Below are 18942 nucleotides of genomic sequence, written 5' to 3' on the forward strand. Positions count from 1 at the left end.
TTACTTTTTAAAGGCCTCCAGTGCTTTTTTGGTATGTGGCGAAAGTGCGAGGTTGCCCGTAATCGCAGCTCTGGCGGGTAATAATTGGTCCCAATGATCTGTCCCCTGCCACAAAACTTTTTTTAATTCACGCAAAGCCTCAGGATTATTGCTGCCTAGTTGAGAAATAAAATGATCTAATTCCTTATCCATCTCCCTCCTGGTATCATAGACCTTGGAGAAAAGTCCTTTTTCTTTACCCCAATAGGCATTTTTCCATTCTGTAGGGGCCAAGGACATTTCGGCCAATCCGGCTAGGCCTATTTTTCGTTCTACCGCCGGTGCAATGACCAAGGGGGCAATACCAATGGTTAATTCTGAAAGTCGAACCGCCGCGTCCACACTGGCAAATACATAATCGCAGGCAGCGATAAGTCCCACACCTCCGCCAACGGCTTTCCCCTGTACACGGCCAATGATAGGTTGGGAACAACGCCGCATAGCGTTCAACACATGCGCAAACCCGCTAAAGAACACCGTTCCTTCTTCCTGCGATGAAACTGCCATTAGCTCATTAAAGGATGCCCCGGCACAAAAAGGTCCGTCTCCTTCAGATCGCAATACAACAAGGGAGACCTCTTCGTTCTGGGAAAGCTCATCCAGGGTTTTGGTAAGGCGCTGAAGCAGTTCAGACACAAAGGAATTACTTGCCGGATGGCCAAATTCTACTGTTGCAATCTTATTTTGAATATTGGTATAAAGACTACCATTTGTTCTGGAAGTTCCCATGGATTCTATATTTACTCAAAATTACATCTTTTGCAATAGCGGGCGAAATTTTACCCTGAACTTCCATACCAAAGCAGCTCCCCGAATAAACATCCATACGCTAATGGCTATCCAAATACCTTGTAGCCCAAGGTTAAAAAGATTGCTAAGATAGAGCACCGGAATAAATCCGAGGAAGGTGGCAGAGAGCAGCACATTTCGTAGGTAGCGCATTTCCCCAAGGCCTTTAAAAAGACCATCAAACACAAAAGCCACCGTGTTCACCGGAAGGGCCAGAATAACAATAAAGAACACGGAATAAAAGGTTTTCAATACCGCTGCATCATTTGAAAATAGCGATCCCAGGGGCCTGTACAAAAGCGCTCCTATTGCCATTAAAACCAGACTTACCAAGACCCCGTACAGCATGATCTTTTTGGCCAGTTTCCAAAGGTTAGGATAATCCCTGGCACCCAATAGTCTGCCTCCCATGATATTCCCTGCCGCTCCGTAGCCATCAATAAAAAAGGCAGCAAAAAGCCAAAGATTTATGGCAATGGTATGCGCACCAATAAATTTATCACCCAGGGCTGTTGCTTCTCTAACGGCCAACACCAGGGTAATGTTCAGGGCTACTGCTCTAACAAATAGATTGAGACTCATCACCACTAGTCGGCCCAATTCCGGATGGATTGGCAGTTTTGGGATAAGGGAAATACTGGTTTTTGTGATTAGTAGATACAGGGCCATGACTGCCATTACTCCCTGGGAAATTAGGCTGGCCCAGGCGGCACCTTCTATATACATGGGCGAGATGATTCCTTCAATTCCGTATACTAGGGCAAAATCCAGGCCTATGTTCAGGACGGCTCCAACAATGGCTATCATCATGGGCCAATACGTATTTTGCAATCCTCTGAAGATGCCCATTATGGCAAATACGAATAGTGTTAGCGGAAATCCCCAGACTCTTATGGAATAGTAAGACACACAGAATTCCAGAATCTTGCCTTTGGCATTTAAGAGCATAAAGATATCTTCTACTACAAAGACAGTGGCCACTAAAATGACTACACTTAACAATACATTGAGGCAAATGGCCTGGGCAGGAAGATTGGACACCTCTCTTAGCTTGCCTGCTCCCAGATATTGCGAAATGATGGCCGAGATGGCACTGCGGGTCTGTCCCAGGATCCAGATGAGCATGGAAAGAAAGGCACCTACGATTCCAACTGCCGCTAGCGATTCGAGGCCGTCTACAGGAATATTCCCCACAATGGCCGTATCTGTGATAGACAAAATAGGTTCTGCAATACCTGCTATAGTGGCCGGGATAGCTAGTTTATTGATGGTCTTAAATGATACGACAGTTTTCAAAAAATGAAGGTTAAAGTACTAGTTCATAACAGTAAAAAGGGTCACTACTCTGTTTTGGGAAATAAATATTACCAAGTCTTTGATATCCAAGCGTCTCATAAAAACGTTGATTGCGTTTGTTCTCACTAAAAGTATCCAAACGAACAGAAACATACCCTTCGTCCCTTGCTTTTTGTTCTGCAAATCCCATAAGCCTCCGGGCCTTTCCCTTCCCCTGCTGCTCAGGATGCACTGCTAGCCTATGAATATAAAGATTCGAATTATTTGGTGTGAGCCATTGAACCGGAGCATATTCCTGGTCCATTACAGTAGATATGGTTATGCAAGCCAAGATCACAGACTCTTCCTCCAGCACATAAAGTTCTTTCCTTGCCACATCGTTTTTAAAAGCTTCTTTGGATGGATAATGTTCGTTCCATTGGAATATTCCATTGGCCTTCATATGTTGAGCACAGGCTTTCGTAAGACCCAGGATCTGAGGAATTTCTGCTAACTTTGCAGGTCTAATCATCTATTCATTACAATTAATCCGTAAATTTATAGTATTAATCGCTAACCATTATGAAGAACATATTAGTACCAATCGGAACCTCCCCTAATGCCTTTGAGACGCTTCAATACGCTGTAGATTTGGCTTCGAAGTTTTCATCACAGGTATTTGTAATGGAAGTATTTAATGTTACACAGGGAGCAGGAAATTTAAAGGACCTGTCAGCAAAGGTCGCCCAAAGTGGGAAAGAGCGACTTAAAGAGGTGATCAAAAAGGTGGATGCCAAGAAAGTAGAGATTAAGATAGCCACCTACAATGGGGATCTGATAGACGGACTCAAAGAGATAGACCATGAGATAGGGATAGATCTTTTGGTAATTGCTCCAAGAAGTAATGATGTTAAGGAAGAGCTTTATTTAGGGCACACCTCAGGGAGGATTATCAAACGGACAGACATCCCTACCCTCATAGTTCCCAAGGGGACAAAGTTTACTCCTTTTAAAACAGTATTGGTTGGTTTTAAGTCGGGTGTTTTAAAAAGAAAACGAATTTTAAACCCGCTTATAGAGATCAAGAAAAAGTTCAAGTCCAACATTCATTTGCTACTGGTAAAAACTCCTGGATACATAGACAGGGATCTACAGATACATACCGCTTTGATGGACATCAGTTCTAAATTAACCCTGGCAGAACATGCCACCACCTATTTAGGAATTTTGGAGCATATTATGGGTGAACATCCTGATTTGTTATGTGTTTTTAGAAGAAAAAGGGGAGTGTTTACCAATTTGTGGGAAAAGAATACTATCCATAAGGCCGAATTCTCGGCTAAGATCCCTGTACTGGTATTAAGTGTAAAGAAAGACTAATACAAAACCCCTCAAATTCAAAGTGGCTGAAACTTTGGATCAAGGGGTTCGTAAAGCGGCAAATAGCTATTCGTTTTCAACAAGACGGGTCTCAAAAAGAAAGAGCAACAAATAGTTGACATGCTCTGTGTTTTAGAGCCACCAAACTTTATCCAGGAATTTCCGCCAATATTTCTGTTTCTATGTGAGAATTGGAATTTTCTTTTGTACCGGGTTTTTCCGAAGAGGAGATCCATTCTATATTTTTCTGATAGCGTTTGATAGTGTTGTCTTGCTTGGGATCTTGAACCATTAAGTAGATCCATTCGTTATCCAATAGCGTTTTTAGGTTTTCGTTTCTCGAAATGATTTCAGAAACCCGGCTAAGGGGCGCATGTATGAGCACAGAGAGTCGCAAAGGCTGGTGGTACATTTCGTGGTCGGAACTGCGCAATGACTGCAGTGGCAGACCCATCTTAAGATCGCCTCCATTACCCTGGACCACCCCAAATTTCCCGGTAACGTTATGGGTAATTTTGGAGCCTCCACCGAAGGTGGTATTGTCTACCGTAGAAAAGTAGTAATGGTTATTAATCCATTGGGTAACCACCATAGGTCCCTGCATGATACCTTCCAATGCCTTACCGCTAACATCCATTTCCCAGTCATAGGAATGTAGGAAACAACGGCTATTGAGGTTGGTGTTTTTGGTCAATTTCCTTGGGGCCACTATAAATCCTGCATTTTTTGCCAGGCCCCATTCTGGTCTGGTTTCTCCCCAGTCATTGGCCTTGGTCTTAGCTAGTGAAACACTATTGTGTGCGTTATCTAACCTGTCTTTGGTGGCGGTTTCCTGGGCACGCAGTAAATCGGCTTTTACATCTTCCAATTGGCGATGGTGCGTATCTGGCACTTCGGAATCAAAGATTACGATCTCATCGGTAGTGGTATTGTGTTCTGCCCCAATAAATATGGTTGTGTCTGGAATGGTCATCTCATGGCGCTCTAAAAGCGCTTTTCTAACCTCGGGCATATTGGCAAGTTTTGCCAGCATACGTGCGTTATGCCTACCGGGACTTGCGGCACAGGCCCCACAATCAAGACTAGATCCAAACGGATTGTTTGCAGTATGACTGCCATGGCCCACGAAAAGCACCAAAGGCGCAAACTGTTTCCAACCGGTAAGGTCGAAAGCAGACTTTACGATCGCCACTTTTTCATCTAAAGGAATTTGCAAATTGTGATCCGTCTGTGGATGGACACTGTTTATGGTAGGGTGGCAGTAGCTTTCAGGGGATGAGGTGTTTTTTTGTTTTAAAGAATACAAATGTCCGGGAACCAGGGTACGGGCTAGTAAAGAAAGACCGTAGTAGACTCCAGATCCTTCCACGTATCCAAATGCGGAAGGCAACATATTCTTCATCCTTTTTAGAAAGTATTCACCAAACTTAGAGACTTCGTTTTTCTTTTCATAGGCCAATAATTTTTCTTTTTTGTCTGTTTGAGGCATTTCCGAAACTTTGTAAGCAGAGTCAACTATCGGCGGGCAGGATTTACGAGTAAGGCCATTGTCCAGATCCTCATAATCCATGGCGATGCCAAAAAATCCGGCATATCCAAAGGTCTCATAATTCCCCTTGGATTCTACATGTCTGCGTATAAGTTCAGAGCGGGTATCGATACAAAAAACCAGTTGTGCGTCTGGAGCTAACGGCTCTTTTGGAGTAGGTTCTGTAGTAGTAGGCGCCTCCATTATTGTCTTGATAAGCTGATTCTGCCAGCTACTTTCCCACGCTTTTAAACAGATATATTGGAGCTTTTCCAGGGTCTCGTCTGTTTGAACTGTATCATTGTTGGTTGTGATCGGCAGCTTTAAATGTTGAGCTATCCATAAACGTACACCCAGGTAATCTTCTAAATTGATCGGATATTCTTGCTGCCAAGGTGAATTTGATTCACTGCGATAGTTAATGTATCCTGTCCAGCCGGATAAGGAAGCCAGATGGTGAGTGAAGATGTCCACGCAGGCTTCTGTGGAATAGTCCTTTAAAATGCCTGTTAATGCCTCAGAGCTTGTTTTCGGTATTTCGCGACTATCCTTGATGCCTATCTCACCGTCATATTTTGCTAATGTTCGCCATGCGCCGTAAAAACCATCTTTTTTATTGGGCATTTCCCATTCTGCAAGACCCTCATCCATAAAAGCAGCAAGCCACTTTGCCATGATCCTGTCCAGATCGTGATTCTTATTTTTCTCTGTCGTCCTTTTTAAGGATTCCATTTTTTCCAGGTAGAATTCTGGGGATTCATGTAGTCCGTTTTCGCGCAGAAGGCTCAACAATTCTATGTCTCCGATTTCATTTTGCTCCCACGCCTGCTGATATATTTTGGTATCAGGGTAAACGTTGGCGTTCAAATGTTTCTTTGCACTGCTTACTGCATCTTTAAATGGGAATCTTTCATATCCGGATAGCGGATTAGAAGTCACAAAGGAGTATAAAGGCCATGTTTTACCAATAACCCGGGATGCCTTAACGATACTTTCTTGAATGTTTTGCTGATTCATCAGGAATTTGATTTATACATTAAAATGGACTTTTTATAGGGTTGCGAGAGGTTCATTAATTTTACATACAGCCAGGGAATTTTTCGATAGACGCCCAATTTCATGATGAAAAATCCTGCCAAGAAAATGATACCGAATGCAATCTGAAGCATGGAAACAGGCATAGGCACAGCCACCATGGGCATATCGGCCATCAAGGCAGAAACACCGTTGTACATAAGTGCATAGGTTCCTATACCAAATACGAACAGTAGTGGTGGTAAGAACGTTTTTTGAAGGACCGAAAGACTCTTCTCTTTTACGATATTATACGTTGCCTGTCCTACAGTAATTGCTACTATGAGGGTAAGGAAAATGCCGCTGTCTAGTACGGTCTCTTTCCCGGTCCAACTTATAAAAAGAAACGCTCCCAGGGCACCAAAAAATAGCACAATCAAAGCCTGCAGCGGTTTAATTTTAATACGTGGCGCATTTTGTGGTTGAGACATTGCTATTCCTTCCCCTGAAGATAGGAAGAGATATGCTTTGTAAAATCCATGAAGTATAAGGTGTGCCACCGCCGCATTAAAAAATCCCAATCCGCACTGCATAATCATAAAACCCATTTGTGCAATGGTAGAGCAGGCTAATTTTTGTTTAACGTTCACCTGAAGAAGCTTATTGAATTGTGCAACAATAGCGGTGAGACCTCCAATTATAAAAAGTATATCTAAGGTGTTGGAAGCAAATAACAGCGGCGCAAACAAAGCCAGCAAAATTCCGGAACCGTTTACAAAACCGGCATGCATTAGTGCTGATGCCGGAGTAGGCGCGGTCATCGCGGACAACAACCAGCGATGGAAGGGATAGATTGCCGACTGTACTATGGCTGCCCCAATAATCAATAAGCCGGCGATTAAGGTAACATAGGAGGGGATATTATCTAAAGATGCCATCAGGCCAGTGATGGTGAATTCATTGCTATAGAAGGTTAAGAGGAATATTCCCAGGCTCAAAAACAAGGTGCCCAACAGAAAATATCGTTGTGTAAATCCGGAAGCTTCGCGTGCTTCACCCCAATCGGAATCTATGCCGATCAGTCGGGACATAAAAACCCCCATGACCAACCAACTTATCACCAGGGGGATAACATGTTCGGACATTACAAGAAGCATTACGGACATTGTAAATCCCAGACATAGCCACATAAACTTAGAATGATGTCTGAAACCTTTTAAATAGTTTCCTGCAAAACCGCTGACAAGCGCACTAAAAAATGTGACAACTGCCCAGATCAATATCGTAAAACCATCAATTCTAAATATGCTTCCCAGGCGCCATTCGGAGATATGGGTATAATTTAAAATCAAATAGGTAAGATTTCCCGCGAATAGGATCCATAGGAGCGATGTAATAAGCGCAGGAACCATAGAATTGTTGACACCTTGGCTTTTTCCTGTGGTAATTTTTGAATTATCCGGGCTTGAACTGTTTTTGGAGGTCATGTTTAATATTTTACAGATTTTGTAATGGGTTAAGGTTAAAGGCGTCTAGGAGAATTTGTCGAAAAAAGACCCTGACTAAAACCGTGTATGGCTGTAAACAGGGACTGTGTTTCGTAGCTTTTCTATGCATCCGGCCTTTCGATAAGTTCAATTTCTATAGCGCTTTTTATGGAGAGTATCAGCCCCTCTTTATGCGCCTTAATTACCAATCGTTCAACTGTTTTTTTCGCTTCCTTAAGGTTTTTGATACGCTCTTCCGAAGCCATGTTGAGATCTGGTTCTTCGGTTCGAAGATTAAGTGATTTTACCGTATGGAATTTGATTTTGTCATTGAGCAGCGACAATAGAATGTCTGCCGCTTCCGGAGGACTAAAACGGCCTTTTATGAACGTAATGCTATCGTTCATCGGGATCGTTTTAAAGGTTCCCATTATTTGAATTTGAGGGTGATTGCCCCGGGTCACTTCCCATTTTGAGCATAAACACCAATAATAGTATGAAAGCACACACCAATATTCTATCCATAAAGATCTGGCCATTGAAATAGGACAATGCTATAAAGGCAATTAACGTAAATATTCCGGCGATAGGTAATATCTTTGATTTTGATAAATGCATTTGATATGTTATTTATGTAATGAGGATTGACTATTTTAGGATCTGTGTTGTTGTTCTTAATCGATTACGCTAATCTCCACGATTCCGTTTATTTTCAGATTTTTCCCACTAGCTTTAATATTGGTTATAAACTCACTCGCAATTCTTTTTTCCTCTTTTAGTTCTGCGATTCGACTGTCCATGTGACTTGTTTCGTACTTATGGTCACCTTCCCAAAGCTGGAGCCTCTTTATTTTGTGAAAGTTGATTTTTTCATCAATCAAGGCGAGTAGCACTTCAGATGCCTCCGAAGGAGTGAACTCTCCGTTAATAAGCTGTAGTTTTTGGGTGGTGGCTGCAGCTTTTTCTAAGTTGTTTGTTTCCATCATAGTTGAATTTTTAGTATAATTCTTGTTAACTGTTCATTTTCTGTTGCAAAGATTGCACATTCCATACATATATTTTTATTTATATTGTTTATCTAAAGCATAAAAATTATTTATGTATTGAACATAGTTTCAACGGCAGCTATTTCTGAAAATAGCCCGAATACGGCATTTTATAACGGCCTCTGAGCAGTATTACTGGGGGCAGTCGGTAGTTTGGATACAGCTATAAATAATCGGGATCAGTTTCCTATTCCTTATACTGAAGTGGGAGATAGAAAGCTATGCAGTACAGATTTTAGGAAAGAAAATTCAATGGCCGCGGAGAAAATATCCAAGGAGGTAGGCGCTATGGAGGTCAAAATACTGGCCTAACCGGATTCGTACATAAAAGGAGTCATATCAAAATGAACTATGCACCTTGTTGTGCTGGTATTATTTATTCAATTCATCAACTGCCATTTTAACTTCAGACAACATGTTGTCTAAGGTGTCCCTGTCAAATAATCTTCCATTAAGCAATACAGCATTGATATCACTAATATTATGAATATCGTCTAAGGGATTCTCATTAAGAATAATTAAATCCGCTATTTTACCCTCTTCAACCGTTCCTAATGATTCTGTCATATTCAAATACTTTGCAGGGTTAATCGTGGCAGTTTGTAATGCTTGCAGGGGAGTTAAACCATTTTCTACAAATAAAAACAATTCATGGTGCAAAAAGAAACCAAAAGGAGTGTCGGTTCCTGCTAAAATGCCTACCCCGGCATCATGCATTTCTTTTAGATAGGATAAACGATAATTTATAGTTGCTTCTAGTTCACCAGTAGGATTCCACATTTCTTTGTCATCTGAAAAATTGACTTGATTCTTCGTCAAATATTGCATTTCCGGACTATTAATAAGACTATTGGATGTTGGATACGAAACCAAATATTGATAAATATAAGTAGGTACTATCCATGATTCTTTCTTTTTGATTGTTTGAAAAAGAGCCTCCCTTTTTTCTGGATTTACACTTGTTAATGCATCTGTTTCACTTCTTCTGAATATTGCTATTTCCTCCTCCATGGTGGTGTTTGAGTCCATTTTACTTAGAAGGTTCCGATAGATAGTACGCAGACTATCCTCTTTTTGAGTTGAACCCAATTCAATTCCCAAAGAATGTTCAAACGTCTTCTGTCCCAACAGAATGGCGTCTTTTGTTTTAACTCCCAATGGAATGTGCCCGCTCACTTCAAAATCTAATGCTGCAGCTTTTTTGAGGATGGCTTTGTATACATCCTCTTGAAGGTTATCATACACTTTTATAAAATCGTATCCTAAGTCATACAGGCTGTCAATTGTGGTCTCAACCTTGTCTTTCTTGGTTATTATTAAATCTTGCGGGCTATCCGTATATACAGAAAAACCATTCGTGAATTGCCCTACACGCATTTTTGGACCTATTAAAGAGCCCTGATTTATACTATCTCTCCATTTTAAATCAACTACATCCCCCAACATTTCTCTAATTCCGGTAATACCATAAGCGATATACCTAGGGATCTCCATTTCTTTAAATGAACCTTTTCCATTTGTATGAACATGCATGTCCCATAAACCAGGAATGATGTATTTGGAAGTTCCAACAATAAGTTTTGCAGAATCAATTTCCTGTTCCAATAAGTAGGATTCGGTTATATCAAAAATGGAATCACCTTTTATAAAAATTGTTTTGTTTTGAAGAACATCACCGTGTATAATATCAATTATGTTTATGTCATAAATGATTAATGATGTGGAGGGATCCTTGACCAAAGCCCTAAAAGACTCTTTTTCAAGATCAACATTGCAAGATGAAAAAAGAAAGATGAAAAACGCAATTGAAATATATAGTTTCTTATTCATGTCTTTTTTATTCAAAATAGGCCACAATGGTCCTGGCAATAATTTTCTTGCAATCTTCACTGCGGCATGTCCACCGAAATCCAGGTCTTACAGGTTGTTATTCAATGTATCTTATTTACTCTGTTAACTACTTCTTTTTGCAATTTGTTTTCAATCAGGGAAACAATTGCCTAATAGGTTGCACAACAGTCCAGGTTATGAATAGATTGCGCTGTTCGCTTGGCTTGGAAGGTCGCGGCCAGGGGCGTGACCAACCTGTATTACTTCGGTATGTAAACCTGCTCTAGGCAGGTTGGAGCCGTTGCCGGCAAATGGCTTTTAGTCAGAATTCTCATTGTAATAAACACCATCAGAAACAATGTCTGTAGAGACAAGAAGATCATCTACATAAGCTCTATATTCTTCAAAGAATATAGATTTTCTTGATTTCCAATAAAGTATAAATCCGGGTTGGTCCTTTACGCCATAAATAACCTGATTTAAAGATTTTGGAATTCTTTCATCAAGAGTACCTTCCAAAGAAAGATAATAGCTATTTTGAAAAGCGAGGAAAAGGCCATGAAAATTATAAATGTGTTGTAATCTTTCTTCTTTGGTCATGGATTCCGGGTCTTCAAGAAACCTGTAAAACGATGCGCTTGTCTCGGCATTTGTGCCCATTGAAACGTACCAATTTGTCATGGTATCTATGGTGGCAGTTGCAGTAGATGATCTCGTGGCTTTTGTGTTTTCTTTCAATTGTATGCCAACAAAAACTAATGAGATTAAGATGCCAATTCCTCCTAATACTTCTACTAATAATCCTAATTTTTTAAGTTTAACTTTCATATGTTTTGCTTGATGCAAACGGTCCTGGCTTTACGCCATAAAGGCCACTTCCTTATTTTATTAAAAATAGGCATTTTCGATTTACTGGGAAGGCAGTGCTAAACCTGCATTTCTTCGGCCTGTAAACCTGCTATAGGCAGGTTGGAGCCGTTGTTGTGTTTAGTGTTTATTTTCTTTAGCAATGTAATTTTGTCCGGTTTTGTAACCAGTATACGCCAGGAATACCAGAAGCCCTGTTTGGACTATAAACATGCTATCAGATAAGATTTTCAAAGCATATCCCACCGGATTCTCATCCTTGTTGAATTCAGTATTAATAGTTGGTTTACCAAATAAATCTAGTAATACAATTGTCTTTCCCAGAACGAGTACGAACAATATCGTAGCAATGATCAGAATTACATTTACCGTAAAGTTTTTAAACTTTTGACGTATTGTTCGAAAAAGATAGACAGTGAAAAAAGTTAATACAACTAGTAATGGAACTATATGAATATCTGCAATAACAAAATATGTATCGTGGATATTATAATCGAAAGTGGAGTCCGCTCTAAATCCATCAAGTCCAAAAAGAACAAATGTTAAAACTAGCACAAGTCCGACGGTTCCTACTAACCAAAAAATTTCTTTTCTATCCATATTTTTCCTTGGTTTGATTTTTCAACCTCAAGTACAATGGTATTTGCTTTGATCTCGGCCTTCATAATAGCCCGAGGCTTTTAGGCCATTATTGATTTAATTAAATGTAGTAATTTTTGATGACGTTCTAGCGAAGTGAAGGAGCAGAGCTGTTGTTGTAAGTAGTTTTTCATTTTTAAAACTTCCTGTTCAATAAAATGAAACCAATATTTATTGTGCCCAGTAAGTGAACCACATAATCCAGATTGCATAAAACAGTATTGGACAGAGAATTGAATTTGCCAGGAATAAGAGGCCTATCGGTTTCTTAATAAAATAGAATAATAAACCTATTAAAATATTAGCCACAAATAATATCGGAATCACATAAAATATAGGAAGAGCCGATTCTGATTCTGGTTGCGCTTGCTTAAACCACAGAACCATAATTATCAACTCAGTGATAAAAACCAAAATCCCAATAGTTATTACTTTCCTGTGACTCATCTTATCAAAATTACGTACAATAGTCTTGGCTGCGAGCAGTTGTGTCTGCCAGTCGTAGGCAGATTACAGCAATTGATGTGCTTTCGTTATTTTTAAATAAGATATTAAAGGGTTAGACTATCCTTCTAGTGTATTCCTGTATGTAGTATATTCAATATTTTTTCGATTTCATCTCTTAATATTTCTTTTACACTTTAAGTCGCAGCAATTTTCATTAATTTTTCTATACCTTTAATTCTTAAATAATCAATCAAAATGATAGTATTATATGTATTAATTAGTCTTGTAGTTTTGGCAGCATTTTACGGAGTTGGCATCTACAACAGATTGGTAAAATTAAGCACACTCGTAGCTGAAGCCTGGAGTGGTATAGACGTGCAATTAAAAAAACGGTATGATTTAATCCCAAACTTAGTCGAAACCGTAAAAGGTTACGCAAGCCATGAGAAGGAAACCTTTGAAAATGTCACCAAAGCAAGAAATCAGGCACAGAACACGACGACTGTTGAAGGACAACAAGCTGCAGAAAATCAGTTAAACAGGGCTTTAATAAACTTATATGCTGTAGCTGAACAATATCCTGAACTAAAAGCAAACGAGAATTTTTTAAACTTGCAAAACGAATTATCTGATATAGAATCTGACCTTGAAAAATCAAGACGTTATTATAATGGTACGACTCGCGATTTTAATATTTTAATAGATTCATTTCCTTCAAACATTATTGCTGGAATTACCAACTTCAAAAAGGCAGAATATTTTGAAATTGAAATTGAAGCTGAAAAACAAAATCCACAGGTAAAGTTTTAAGCGTTGAAGCAGCTCTTTTTTGTTGTACTGCTAATTATGAACTCTGTTGCTTTGCTTTCGCAAAGTGAAAGGATACTTTCATTTCATTCTGATATTGAAGTGGAAACTTCAAGTATAATTACTGTTAAAGAGCACATTAGAATATATGCTAACGGCACCATCTTTAAAAGAGGAATTACACGCACTATCCCAACTGTAAGTGCAGATAGTTTAGGCGAAAAAGTTAAGCTAGATTTTAAAGTACTGTCTGTTGAAAGAGACGGTAGAACTTCAAAATACCACACGGAACAAGGAAATGGAGCAATTACCATTTATGTAGGAGAAAAAGATGTGTTTTTGAATGAAGGTGAATATAATTATACGATTACCTATAGTATAAGTGGACAAATTCGTTTTTTTGAAGCTTACGACGAAATTTACTGGAATGTCAATGGTTTTGATTGGTCTTTGTCTTTTGACCAGGTGACAAGCCAAATTACACTACCAAAAGGCGGAAGAATTCTTCAAAACGCCTGCTATACTGGAAGGTATGGGAGTAATAGCACAAATTGTGTTTCAACGATACTCTCTGAGAACAGTATTCGTTTTAGCGCAGAGAACCTAAAGGCAGGAGAAAACTTAACGGTGGCTTTAGGCTTTAATAAAGGGACTGTACGCCAACCACCGCCACCTCCACCACCAACATTTCTTCAAAAATTTGGAGCACTCATTTTAAGTGGATTTATAAGTTTAGCGCTCTTGTTTTATTACGGATTCACTTGGCTGAAGTTTGGCATCGATCCACCAAAACCAACAGTGTTTCCACAGTTCGAAGTCCCAAATAAAATGACACCTGCTTCTGTAGGGATGTTAAACAAACTACGCTATCATGGTGATTTGATTACAGGTTCCATTTTAAACTTAGCAGTAAAAGGATATCTTAAAATTGAAGAAGATATCCAGGACTATGTTTTCGGATTGTTTAGCAGCAAAAAGTTTATCATCCATAAAACAAAGGAAGATTCAGGATTGCTCAACGACGAAGAAGCTGTGCTCTTTTCAAAATTATTTTCAGGTAATAGCATCTTATCATTGGATGGCAAATACGATTCCAAAGTTCAAAGCGCAGTGACTGCGTATAAAGCTTCATTAAGAAAACAGCATCATAGTTTAATTTATCAAGGTTTTAATTTCAAATTTTGGGTAATACCAATTTTAACCATAATTGCGTGTATCTTCCTATTTGTGTTTCTCTCATCGAATTACTTTCAAGGGGGCAATGACGGATTGGTATTCTTTGTGTTTTTAGTTATAAATATTGTGTTCTTTTTGATTTACCAATATTTAATCAGAAAACCTGCTGTTGAAAAACTAAGGATTAGATCCTTAATAGAAGGATTTAAAATGTACTTGAGTGCGGCCGAAGAAAAAAAGATTGCCTACTTTAATCCACCGGATTTAACGCCAGAAATTTTTGAGAAATTATTGCCTTACGCTGTTGTGTTGGGAGCCGAAGATGTTTGGGGAGACAAATTCCAAAGCCTCATTAACAAAGCCATCATTGACCAAAACTATCAACCTGCATGGTATTCAGGTCATGTTGGTAACTTTTCAACCTTTAACCATACCTTAAATGCATCACTTTCCAATTCTTTAAGCAGATCTGCTACACCACCATCAAGCAGTGGAAGTGGTTCTGGCGGCGGCGGGTTCTCTGGCGGCGGTGGCGGTGGCGGTGGCGGTGGCGGCTGGTAGTAGTCGCTTCCTTTATTTCTGACTCAGTTCTTTGTTAACCACTTTTTATTAATTTATTAATACATGTTCTTTTGTTATTTTCTCAATCGAGGCAGTCCCAGCCAATTGCATGTCTCGGATTAATTCTGCCTTAAGAATATCCAGAACCATTTCAACTCCTTGCTGTCCGAGTGCTCCTAACCCCCAACAATAAGGCCTTCCAACACATACGGCTGTAGCTCCCAGCGCTAATGCCTTAAAAACGTCTGTTCCTCGTCTAATACCTCCATCTATCAAAACTGGAATCTTGCCATCAATCTCTTCTACAACTTCTGGAAGACAGTCAATTGTTGACCGAAGACTTTCTAATTGTCTTCCCCCATGATTGGACACAATTACACCGTCTACATTGTGCTTTACACATAAAGCGGCATCCTCCCTGGTTACGATTCCTTTTAGTACAATTTTCATGTCACAGTTTTCCCTTAGCCATGCTATGATATCCCATGTCATTCCCGCATCGTCAAAAGTAGTTCCTTCGGGCATTATGCCTTCATAGTTACCCATTTTGAGAATCTTATCACCCATTAATTTCGTAAGGGTAGTACCTCCCCTTTCTCTATTTCCTAAAACAGGGCTATCTACTGTTAATACGCATACTTTACATCCTGCCGTTTCTGCTCGTTCAAGAAGTTTTTTAGTGACCTTTCTATCTACTGTTGGATAAAGTTGAAACCAAAGTTTAGCTTGAGATTGCTCCGCAATTTCATTCACGGAATAGTTAGAAACAGAAGAAACAATCATTTGATGTTTTTTCTTTACAGAGGCTTTAGCTGAGCCAATTTCACCATCGGGATGGAAAAACTTTTGAAAGCCGACAGGACACATTATAATTGGATTATCCAGCGTTTGTCCAAGTAAATTTACCTCCGTGGAAACATTAGTTACATCAATTAATCTTCTGGCTCTTATTTGAATTTCTTGATAAGCTTCGGAGTTTAACTTTACCGTTTTAAGGTCATCTGCTCCACCATTAAGATAAAGCAATGCGTCTTCCCCCATCACCTTCATCGATAATCTTTCAAAGTCATATACATTTTTCAAATTCGATAAATCTATTGGCAAATCAACCTTTGTACTTCCTCCAAAATTGCAACTTGTCAAGGGAAGCGCAAGAGATAATGAGGAAAGGCTTACCCATTTAATAAATTGTCGTCTTTCGATTTCTGTGCTTGTAGCTGAATTTAATTTACCCATATTTATTATTGTGGTTAACGGCTTTGTATAAGCGGCTCTATTAATGACACTTATACTCTGTTGGGCATAGTTTATCAGTTTAGAAACATGACCTCTCCAGTAGACATGTTGTACACGGCACCAATAATTTTTATCTCTCCGTTTTCTTCCATTTCTTTTAAAATTGGACTGTTGATTCTGATTTCGTTTATGGTATTTTTCACATTACTCTCGCATACTTCATGAACAAAGGCCTCATTTTTTGATGATTTTTCACCATCAAAGTCAGACACAAGATCGACAGCTGGTTTTATTTTGGTAAGCATTGCAGTAATATTCCCCAATTCTACATCATCAATTGCTGCTTTCACCGCACCACAGTGTTCATGTCCCATTACCAGAATTAATTTAGCCCCAGCGACTTTACAGCCAAATTCCATACTACCAAGCATATCTACATTCACAAAGTTGCCCGCTACTCTTCCAACAAAAATATCTCCGATTCCGCGATCAAAGACATCTGAAACAGGCACGCGACTATCTAAACAGGAAAGAATTACCGCTTTTGGATATTGGCCAAAAGTACTGTTCCTGACTTGAGCAGAATGATCTCGAGCAGTAAGGTTACCACTCATAAACCTTTTATTTCCTGATTTTAGCATCTCAATGACTGCATCTGGCGTAAGTGCCGCTTGTTCATCTGCGGTTAGAACTTTCTCCACCAAAGGTTTCAACTCATTGGTTGTTTGGCTTTCATTGGATTTGGATTGATCAGCGTTATTTTGGCAAGCAACCAATGCTGCTGCTAAAATCGCAGTTAATAGATAGGTGGTAATTTTAGTCATCATTAGAAATTTTAAAAGTTAATTAATGAAATAATATTTATTTGATTATTATTGATATTCGGCAAAAGCTGGTTCATATACCCAATTCCACTCATTGTTGTTTTTCATAATATCAAAGTGAAAAAATTAATTTCCTTGATCATTTTCTTGGGAATAGCTATTATTAATAAAATTAGTGGTTTCTTCATTTCATCAAATTATGCCCAACGTGTTTGAGTATAGTTAGTTGCGTGTTTGAGCAACTAATTTAGCAAATACAAACTGAATAGAATCCCGATAGCTATCGGGATTCAGAAGTAGGCGAGAACAAGCAATTATTTATAGCCAATGTTGTAGCCAGTACTTTTTTTAGTCCCACCACAACCAAATTCCGTTCATTTCTTTTATTAATAATTTTAAATTTTCTATTTCTCCGACTCCTTGGTCAACCGAATCAGGACAGAATTCATAGACTTCTTCTGAAAAAGCATCTAAATCAGTCGGTAATTTTTTGAATTCCAATTCGAGCCAATCTCGTCCACAACCAATTACTGTCAGTCCGAATTTATCATTCCACTCCGATATTTTCGCAACGATATCGTCATTTTCATAATCGTGATTAATTCCGTCTGTTCTTCTATATCGCAATATGTCAAGGTCGTTTGTTCCTTTGATAACTCCGATGCTTTTTGAATCATCTTCGCCTGTAAATGCAAATATTAAATATCCTTTTGCTCTAAATTTTTCTTTTAATTTTTTTACAATCGAGTTTGCTTTCTCTTCTGAAGAACTTGATTGAATTCCATTATAGAATTCGTCCAAAATATCCGCTGTTTCTTGGTCGATTGCAGGTAACTGAATTAATTCACTTTTCGTTTCGTTTTTCAATTCTCTTATAAGTTCAATATTTAAATCCAAGCTATTAACTAATTCAGTTTCTTGCGGTGTTAAGTTTTTCGCTCCACACCCAAAGAATGATAAAATTCCCATAAGCACTAATATTTTTTTCATTCAGTTCGCTTTTTCTTGTATTGGCTACAACGGTCTGGACTATGACTTCGTCACGCCTGTGGCGTGATTACTTATAACCATTGTTGGTGGGAGTGTATTAGATTGAATAAATCCACAGAATTATTATTAATATAGGAACACCAATAAGAAATACTGGTAATAACAGATTCAAAATTGATTTTGCAATGGAAAATTTCTGAACCTCCGCAACTGCAACTACACAAAGCACAATGGTCCAAATAGCTAGGACAAATTCTAATATCATAGTACCATAAAAAATAAAATTAGGGATTAATCCTGCACTTGTAATATCCCCATCTGACTTAAACATTTCTTTACCATAAATTCCAATTTGTGGCACCAGAAAAATCATGGCTACGATTATAGGAATTAGAGCATATGACAGAATCCTTAAAATAGAGCTAGAATTTCCCTCACCTTTTAGCCATTTTCCTGTCCAACTTATTAATCCAGCATAAATGTAAATTGAAATCCAACCCAGGAAGCCACCTACAAAAAAGCATAACATTATAATGCCCCACAAAGACATTTTATCACCTAAGTCTCTGCTCACTGCTCTATCAAATGCATTCGCAATTCCTGCTAAAGCAAGTAAAAGGTAAACATACCTATCATATTGTTGGTCATTAATAAATTTGAAGACTTTTCTGGGAGACAACCATATCTTGGTGAAAATTTCTTTATCAGTTAAAGTCTTAGAATCCTCGGAATTTGAAATTTCTACTTGCATGTTATTCTATATGTACATTACCGCCAACGGTTGTGCTATGATTTCGGTCAAGAATTTACTGTAGTAAATTCAAGCTAAGAAATCAAGCCGTTTAAAGGTAGAAAAATTCCGGTTTATAAAAAGGAAGACTGAATTATAGCCTATGTTGTGTGTAGTTGATTTTTTTTATACTTCACATAAAGGTAACAGAGTACTACACTTATCACTAATATTAGTGTACGGAGCATAAAACTTTTCCAATTATTTTTTGACTTTA

Annotated in this window: 17 protein-coding genes; 3 read left to right on the top strand and 14 right to left on the bottom strand. The window is 38.7% G+C overall.

Going from position 1 to position 18942, the window contains the following annotated elements:
* The 3 genes from WBM49_RS01065 to WBM49_RS01075 are packed head-to-tail and all read right to left on the bottom strand — an operon-like array spanning nt 1 to nt 2635.
* Nucleotides 1–768: an enoyl-CoA hydratase/isomerase family protein gene (locus WBM49_RS01065; protein WP_424370207.1), complete on the bottom strand. Its 768-nt coding sequence runs from the start codon at nt 766–768 to the stop codon at nt 1–3.
* Nucleotides 769–789: 21 nt separating this feature from the next.
* Entirely contained in the window at nt 790–2124 is a 1335-nt protein-coding gene (locus tag WBM49_RS01070) for an MATE family efflux transporter (RefSeq protein WP_424370208.1), read from the bottom strand.
* A 10-nt stretch (nt 2125–2134) separates the two neighbouring features.
* Nucleotides 2135–2635 (bottom strand): GNAT family N-acetyltransferase, encoded by a 501-nt coding sequence (locus WBM49_RS01075; protein ID WP_424370209.1) that lies wholly within the window; start codon nt 2633–2635, stop codon nt 2135–2137.
* Between the two features lie 50 nt (nt 2636–2685).
* On the opposite strand from WBM49_RS01075, the gene WBM49_RS01080 reads away from it, so the two are divergent.
* Entirely contained in the window at nt 2686–3483 is a 798-nt protein-coding gene (locus WBM49_RS01080) for a universal stress protein (RefSeq protein ID WP_424370210.1), read from the top strand.
* Nucleotides 3484–3631: 148 nt separating this feature from the next.
* Here WBM49_RS01080 and WBM49_RS01085 read toward each other — a convergent pair whose 3' ends face one another.
* The 7 genes from WBM49_RS01085 to WBM49_RS01115 form a co-directional block, all read right to left on the bottom strand.
* Nucleotides 3632–6028 carry a DUF2309 domain-containing protein gene (locus WBM49_RS01085; protein WP_424370211.1) on the bottom strand — a complete coding sequence of 799 codons (2397 nt, stop codon included), beginning with the start codon at nt 6026–6028 and terminating at the stop codon, nt 3632–3634.
* Nucleotides 6028–7512, bottom strand: coding sequence for a proton-conducting transporter membrane subunit (locus tag WBM49_RS01090; protein ID WP_424370212.1), 1485 nt, complete (start codon nt 7510–7512; stop codon nt 6028–6030). The genes WBM49_RS01085 and WBM49_RS01090 overlap by 1 nt, the downstream gene beginning before the upstream one ends.
* 122 nt (nt 7513–7634) lie before the next feature.
* Nucleotides 7635–7943: a hypothetical protein gene (locus WBM49_RS01095; protein WP_424370213.1), complete on the bottom strand. Its 309-nt coding sequence runs from the start codon at nt 7941–7943 to the stop codon at nt 7635–7637.
* Between the two features lie 243 nt (nt 7944–8186).
* Nucleotides 8187–8498 carry a hypothetical protein gene (locus WBM49_RS01100; RefSeq protein ID WP_424370214.1) on the bottom strand — a complete coding sequence of 104 codons (312 nt, stop codon included), beginning with the start codon at nt 8496–8498 and terminating at the stop codon, nt 8187–8189.
* A gap of 432 nt (nt 8499–8930) precedes the next feature.
* Nucleotides 8931–10448: an amidohydrolase family protein gene (locus WBM49_RS01105; protein ID WP_424370215.1), complete on the bottom strand. Its 1518-nt coding sequence runs from the start codon at nt 10446–10448 to the stop codon at nt 8931–8933.
* 258 nt (nt 10449–10706) lie between these two features.
* Entirely contained in the window at nt 10707–11216 is a 510-nt protein-coding gene (locus WBM49_RS01110) for a hypothetical protein (protein WP_424370216.1), read from the bottom strand.
* Between the two features lie 159 nt (nt 11217–11375).
* Nucleotides 11376–11855 carry a hypothetical protein gene (locus WBM49_RS01115; protein WP_424370217.1) on the bottom strand — a complete coding sequence of 160 codons (480 nt, stop codon included), beginning with the start codon at nt 11853–11855 and terminating at the stop codon, nt 11376–11378.
* A gap of 741 nt (nt 11856–12596) precedes the next feature.
* Here WBM49_RS01115 and WBM49_RS01120 point away from each other — a divergent pair.
* Entirely contained in the window at nt 12597–13151 is a 555-nt protein-coding gene (locus WBM49_RS01120) for a LemA family protein (protein ID WP_424370218.1), read from the top strand.
* A gap of 3 nt (nt 13152–13154) precedes the next feature.
* Nucleotides 13155–14885 carry a DUF2207 domain-containing protein gene (locus tag WBM49_RS01125; RefSeq protein WP_424370219.1) on the top strand — a complete coding sequence of 577 codons (1731 nt, stop codon included), beginning with the start codon at nt 13155–13157 and terminating at the stop codon, nt 14883–14885.
* Between the two features lie 48 nt (nt 14886–14933).
* Here the strand turns inward: WBM49_RS01125 and WBM49_RS01130 are convergent, their stop codons facing one another.
* The 4 genes from WBM49_RS01130 to WBM49_RS01145 all read right to left on the bottom strand — a co-directional run bounded on the left by WBM49_RS01130 (nt 14934) and on the right by WBM49_RS01145 (nt 18686).
* Complete coding sequence (locus WBM49_RS01130) at nt 14934–16121, bottom strand: alpha-hydroxy acid oxidase (protein ID WP_424370220.1); 1188 nt, start codon at nt 16119–16121, stop codon at nt 14934–14936.
* Nucleotides 16122–16195: 74 nt separating this feature from the next.
* Nucleotides 16196–16945, bottom strand: a complete 750-nt coding sequence (locus WBM49_RS01135; protein ID WP_424370221.1) for a carbonic anhydrase family protein — start codon at nt 16943–16945, stop codon at nt 16196–16198.
* A gap of 348 nt (nt 16946–17293) precedes the next feature.
* Nucleotides 17294–17935, bottom strand: a complete 642-nt coding sequence (locus tag WBM49_RS01140; RefSeq protein WP_424370222.1) for a DUF4253 domain-containing protein — start codon at nt 17933–17935, stop codon at nt 17294–17296.
* 97 nt (nt 17936–18032) lie between these two features.
* On the bottom strand, nt 18033–18686 hold the full coding sequence (locus tag WBM49_RS01145; RefSeq protein WP_424370223.1) for a Yip1 family protein: 654 nt from the start codon (nt 18684–18686) through the stop codon (nt 18033–18035).
* Nucleotides 18687–18942: the final 256 nt, after the last annotated feature.

It is taken from the genome of Muriicola sp. (assembly GCF_049669965.1).
Lineage (GTDB): Bacteria > Bacteroidota > Bacteroidia > Flavobacteriales > Flavobacteriaceae > Muriicola.

What these genes read in the sequence shown, in the direction of transcription:
- WBM49_RS01090 (WP_424370212.1), bottom strand. Translation starts at nt 7,512, where the DNA reads ATGACCTCCAAAAACAGTTCAAGCCCGGATAATTCAAAAATTACCACA.
- WBM49_RS01095 (WP_424370213.1), bottom strand. Translation starts at nt 7,943, where the DNA reads ATGGGAACCTTTAAAACGATCCCGATGAACGATAGCATTACGTTCATA.
- WBM49_RS01085 (WP_424370211.1), bottom strand. Translation starts at nt 6,028, where the DNA reads ATGAATCAGCAAAACATTCAAGAAAGTATCGTTAAGGCATCCCGGGTT.
- WBM49_RS01100 (WP_424370214.1), bottom strand. Translation starts at nt 8,498, where the DNA reads ATGATGGAAACAAACAACTTAGAAAAAGCTGCAGCCACCACCCAAAAA.
- WBM49_RS01065 (WP_424370207.1), bottom strand. Translation starts at nt 768, where the DNA reads ATGGGAACTTCCAGAACAAATGGTAGTCTTTATACCAATATTCAAAAT.
- WBM49_RS01110 (WP_424370216.1), bottom strand. Translation starts at nt 11,216, where the DNA reads ATGAAAGTTAAACTTAAAAAATTAGGATTATTAGTAGAAGTATTAGGA.
- WBM49_RS01130 (WP_424370220.1), bottom strand. Translation starts at nt 16,121, where the DNA reads ATGGGTAAATTAAATTCAGCTACAAGCACAGAAATCGAAAGACGACAA.
- WBM49_RS01120 (WP_424370218.1), top strand. Translation starts at nt 12,597, where the DNA reads ATGATAGTATTATATGTATTAATTAGTCTTGTAGTTTTGGCAGCATTT.
- WBM49_RS01080 (WP_424370210.1), top strand. Translation starts at nt 2,686, where the DNA reads ATGAAGAACATATTAGTACCAATCGGAACCTCCCCTAATGCCTTTGAG.
- WBM49_RS01135 (WP_424370221.1), bottom strand. Translation starts at nt 16,945, where the DNA reads ATGACTAAAATTACCACCTATCTATTAACTGCGATTTTAGCAGCAGCA.
- WBM49_RS01075 (WP_424370209.1), bottom strand. Translation starts at nt 2,635, where the DNA reads ATGATTAGACCTGCAAAGTTAGCAGAAATTCCTCAGATCCTGGGTCTT.
- WBM49_RS01145 (WP_424370223.1), bottom strand. Translation starts at nt 18,686, where the DNA reads ATGCAAGTAGAAATTTCAAATTCCGAGGATTCTAAGACTTTAACTGAT.
- WBM49_RS01140 (WP_424370222.1), bottom strand. Translation starts at nt 17,935, where the DNA reads ATGAAAAAAATATTAGTGCTTATGGGAATTTTATCATTCTTTGGGTGT.
- WBM49_RS01115 (WP_424370217.1), bottom strand. Translation starts at nt 11,855, where the DNA reads ATGGATAGAAAAGAAATTTTTTGGTTAGTAGGAACCGTCGGACTTGTG.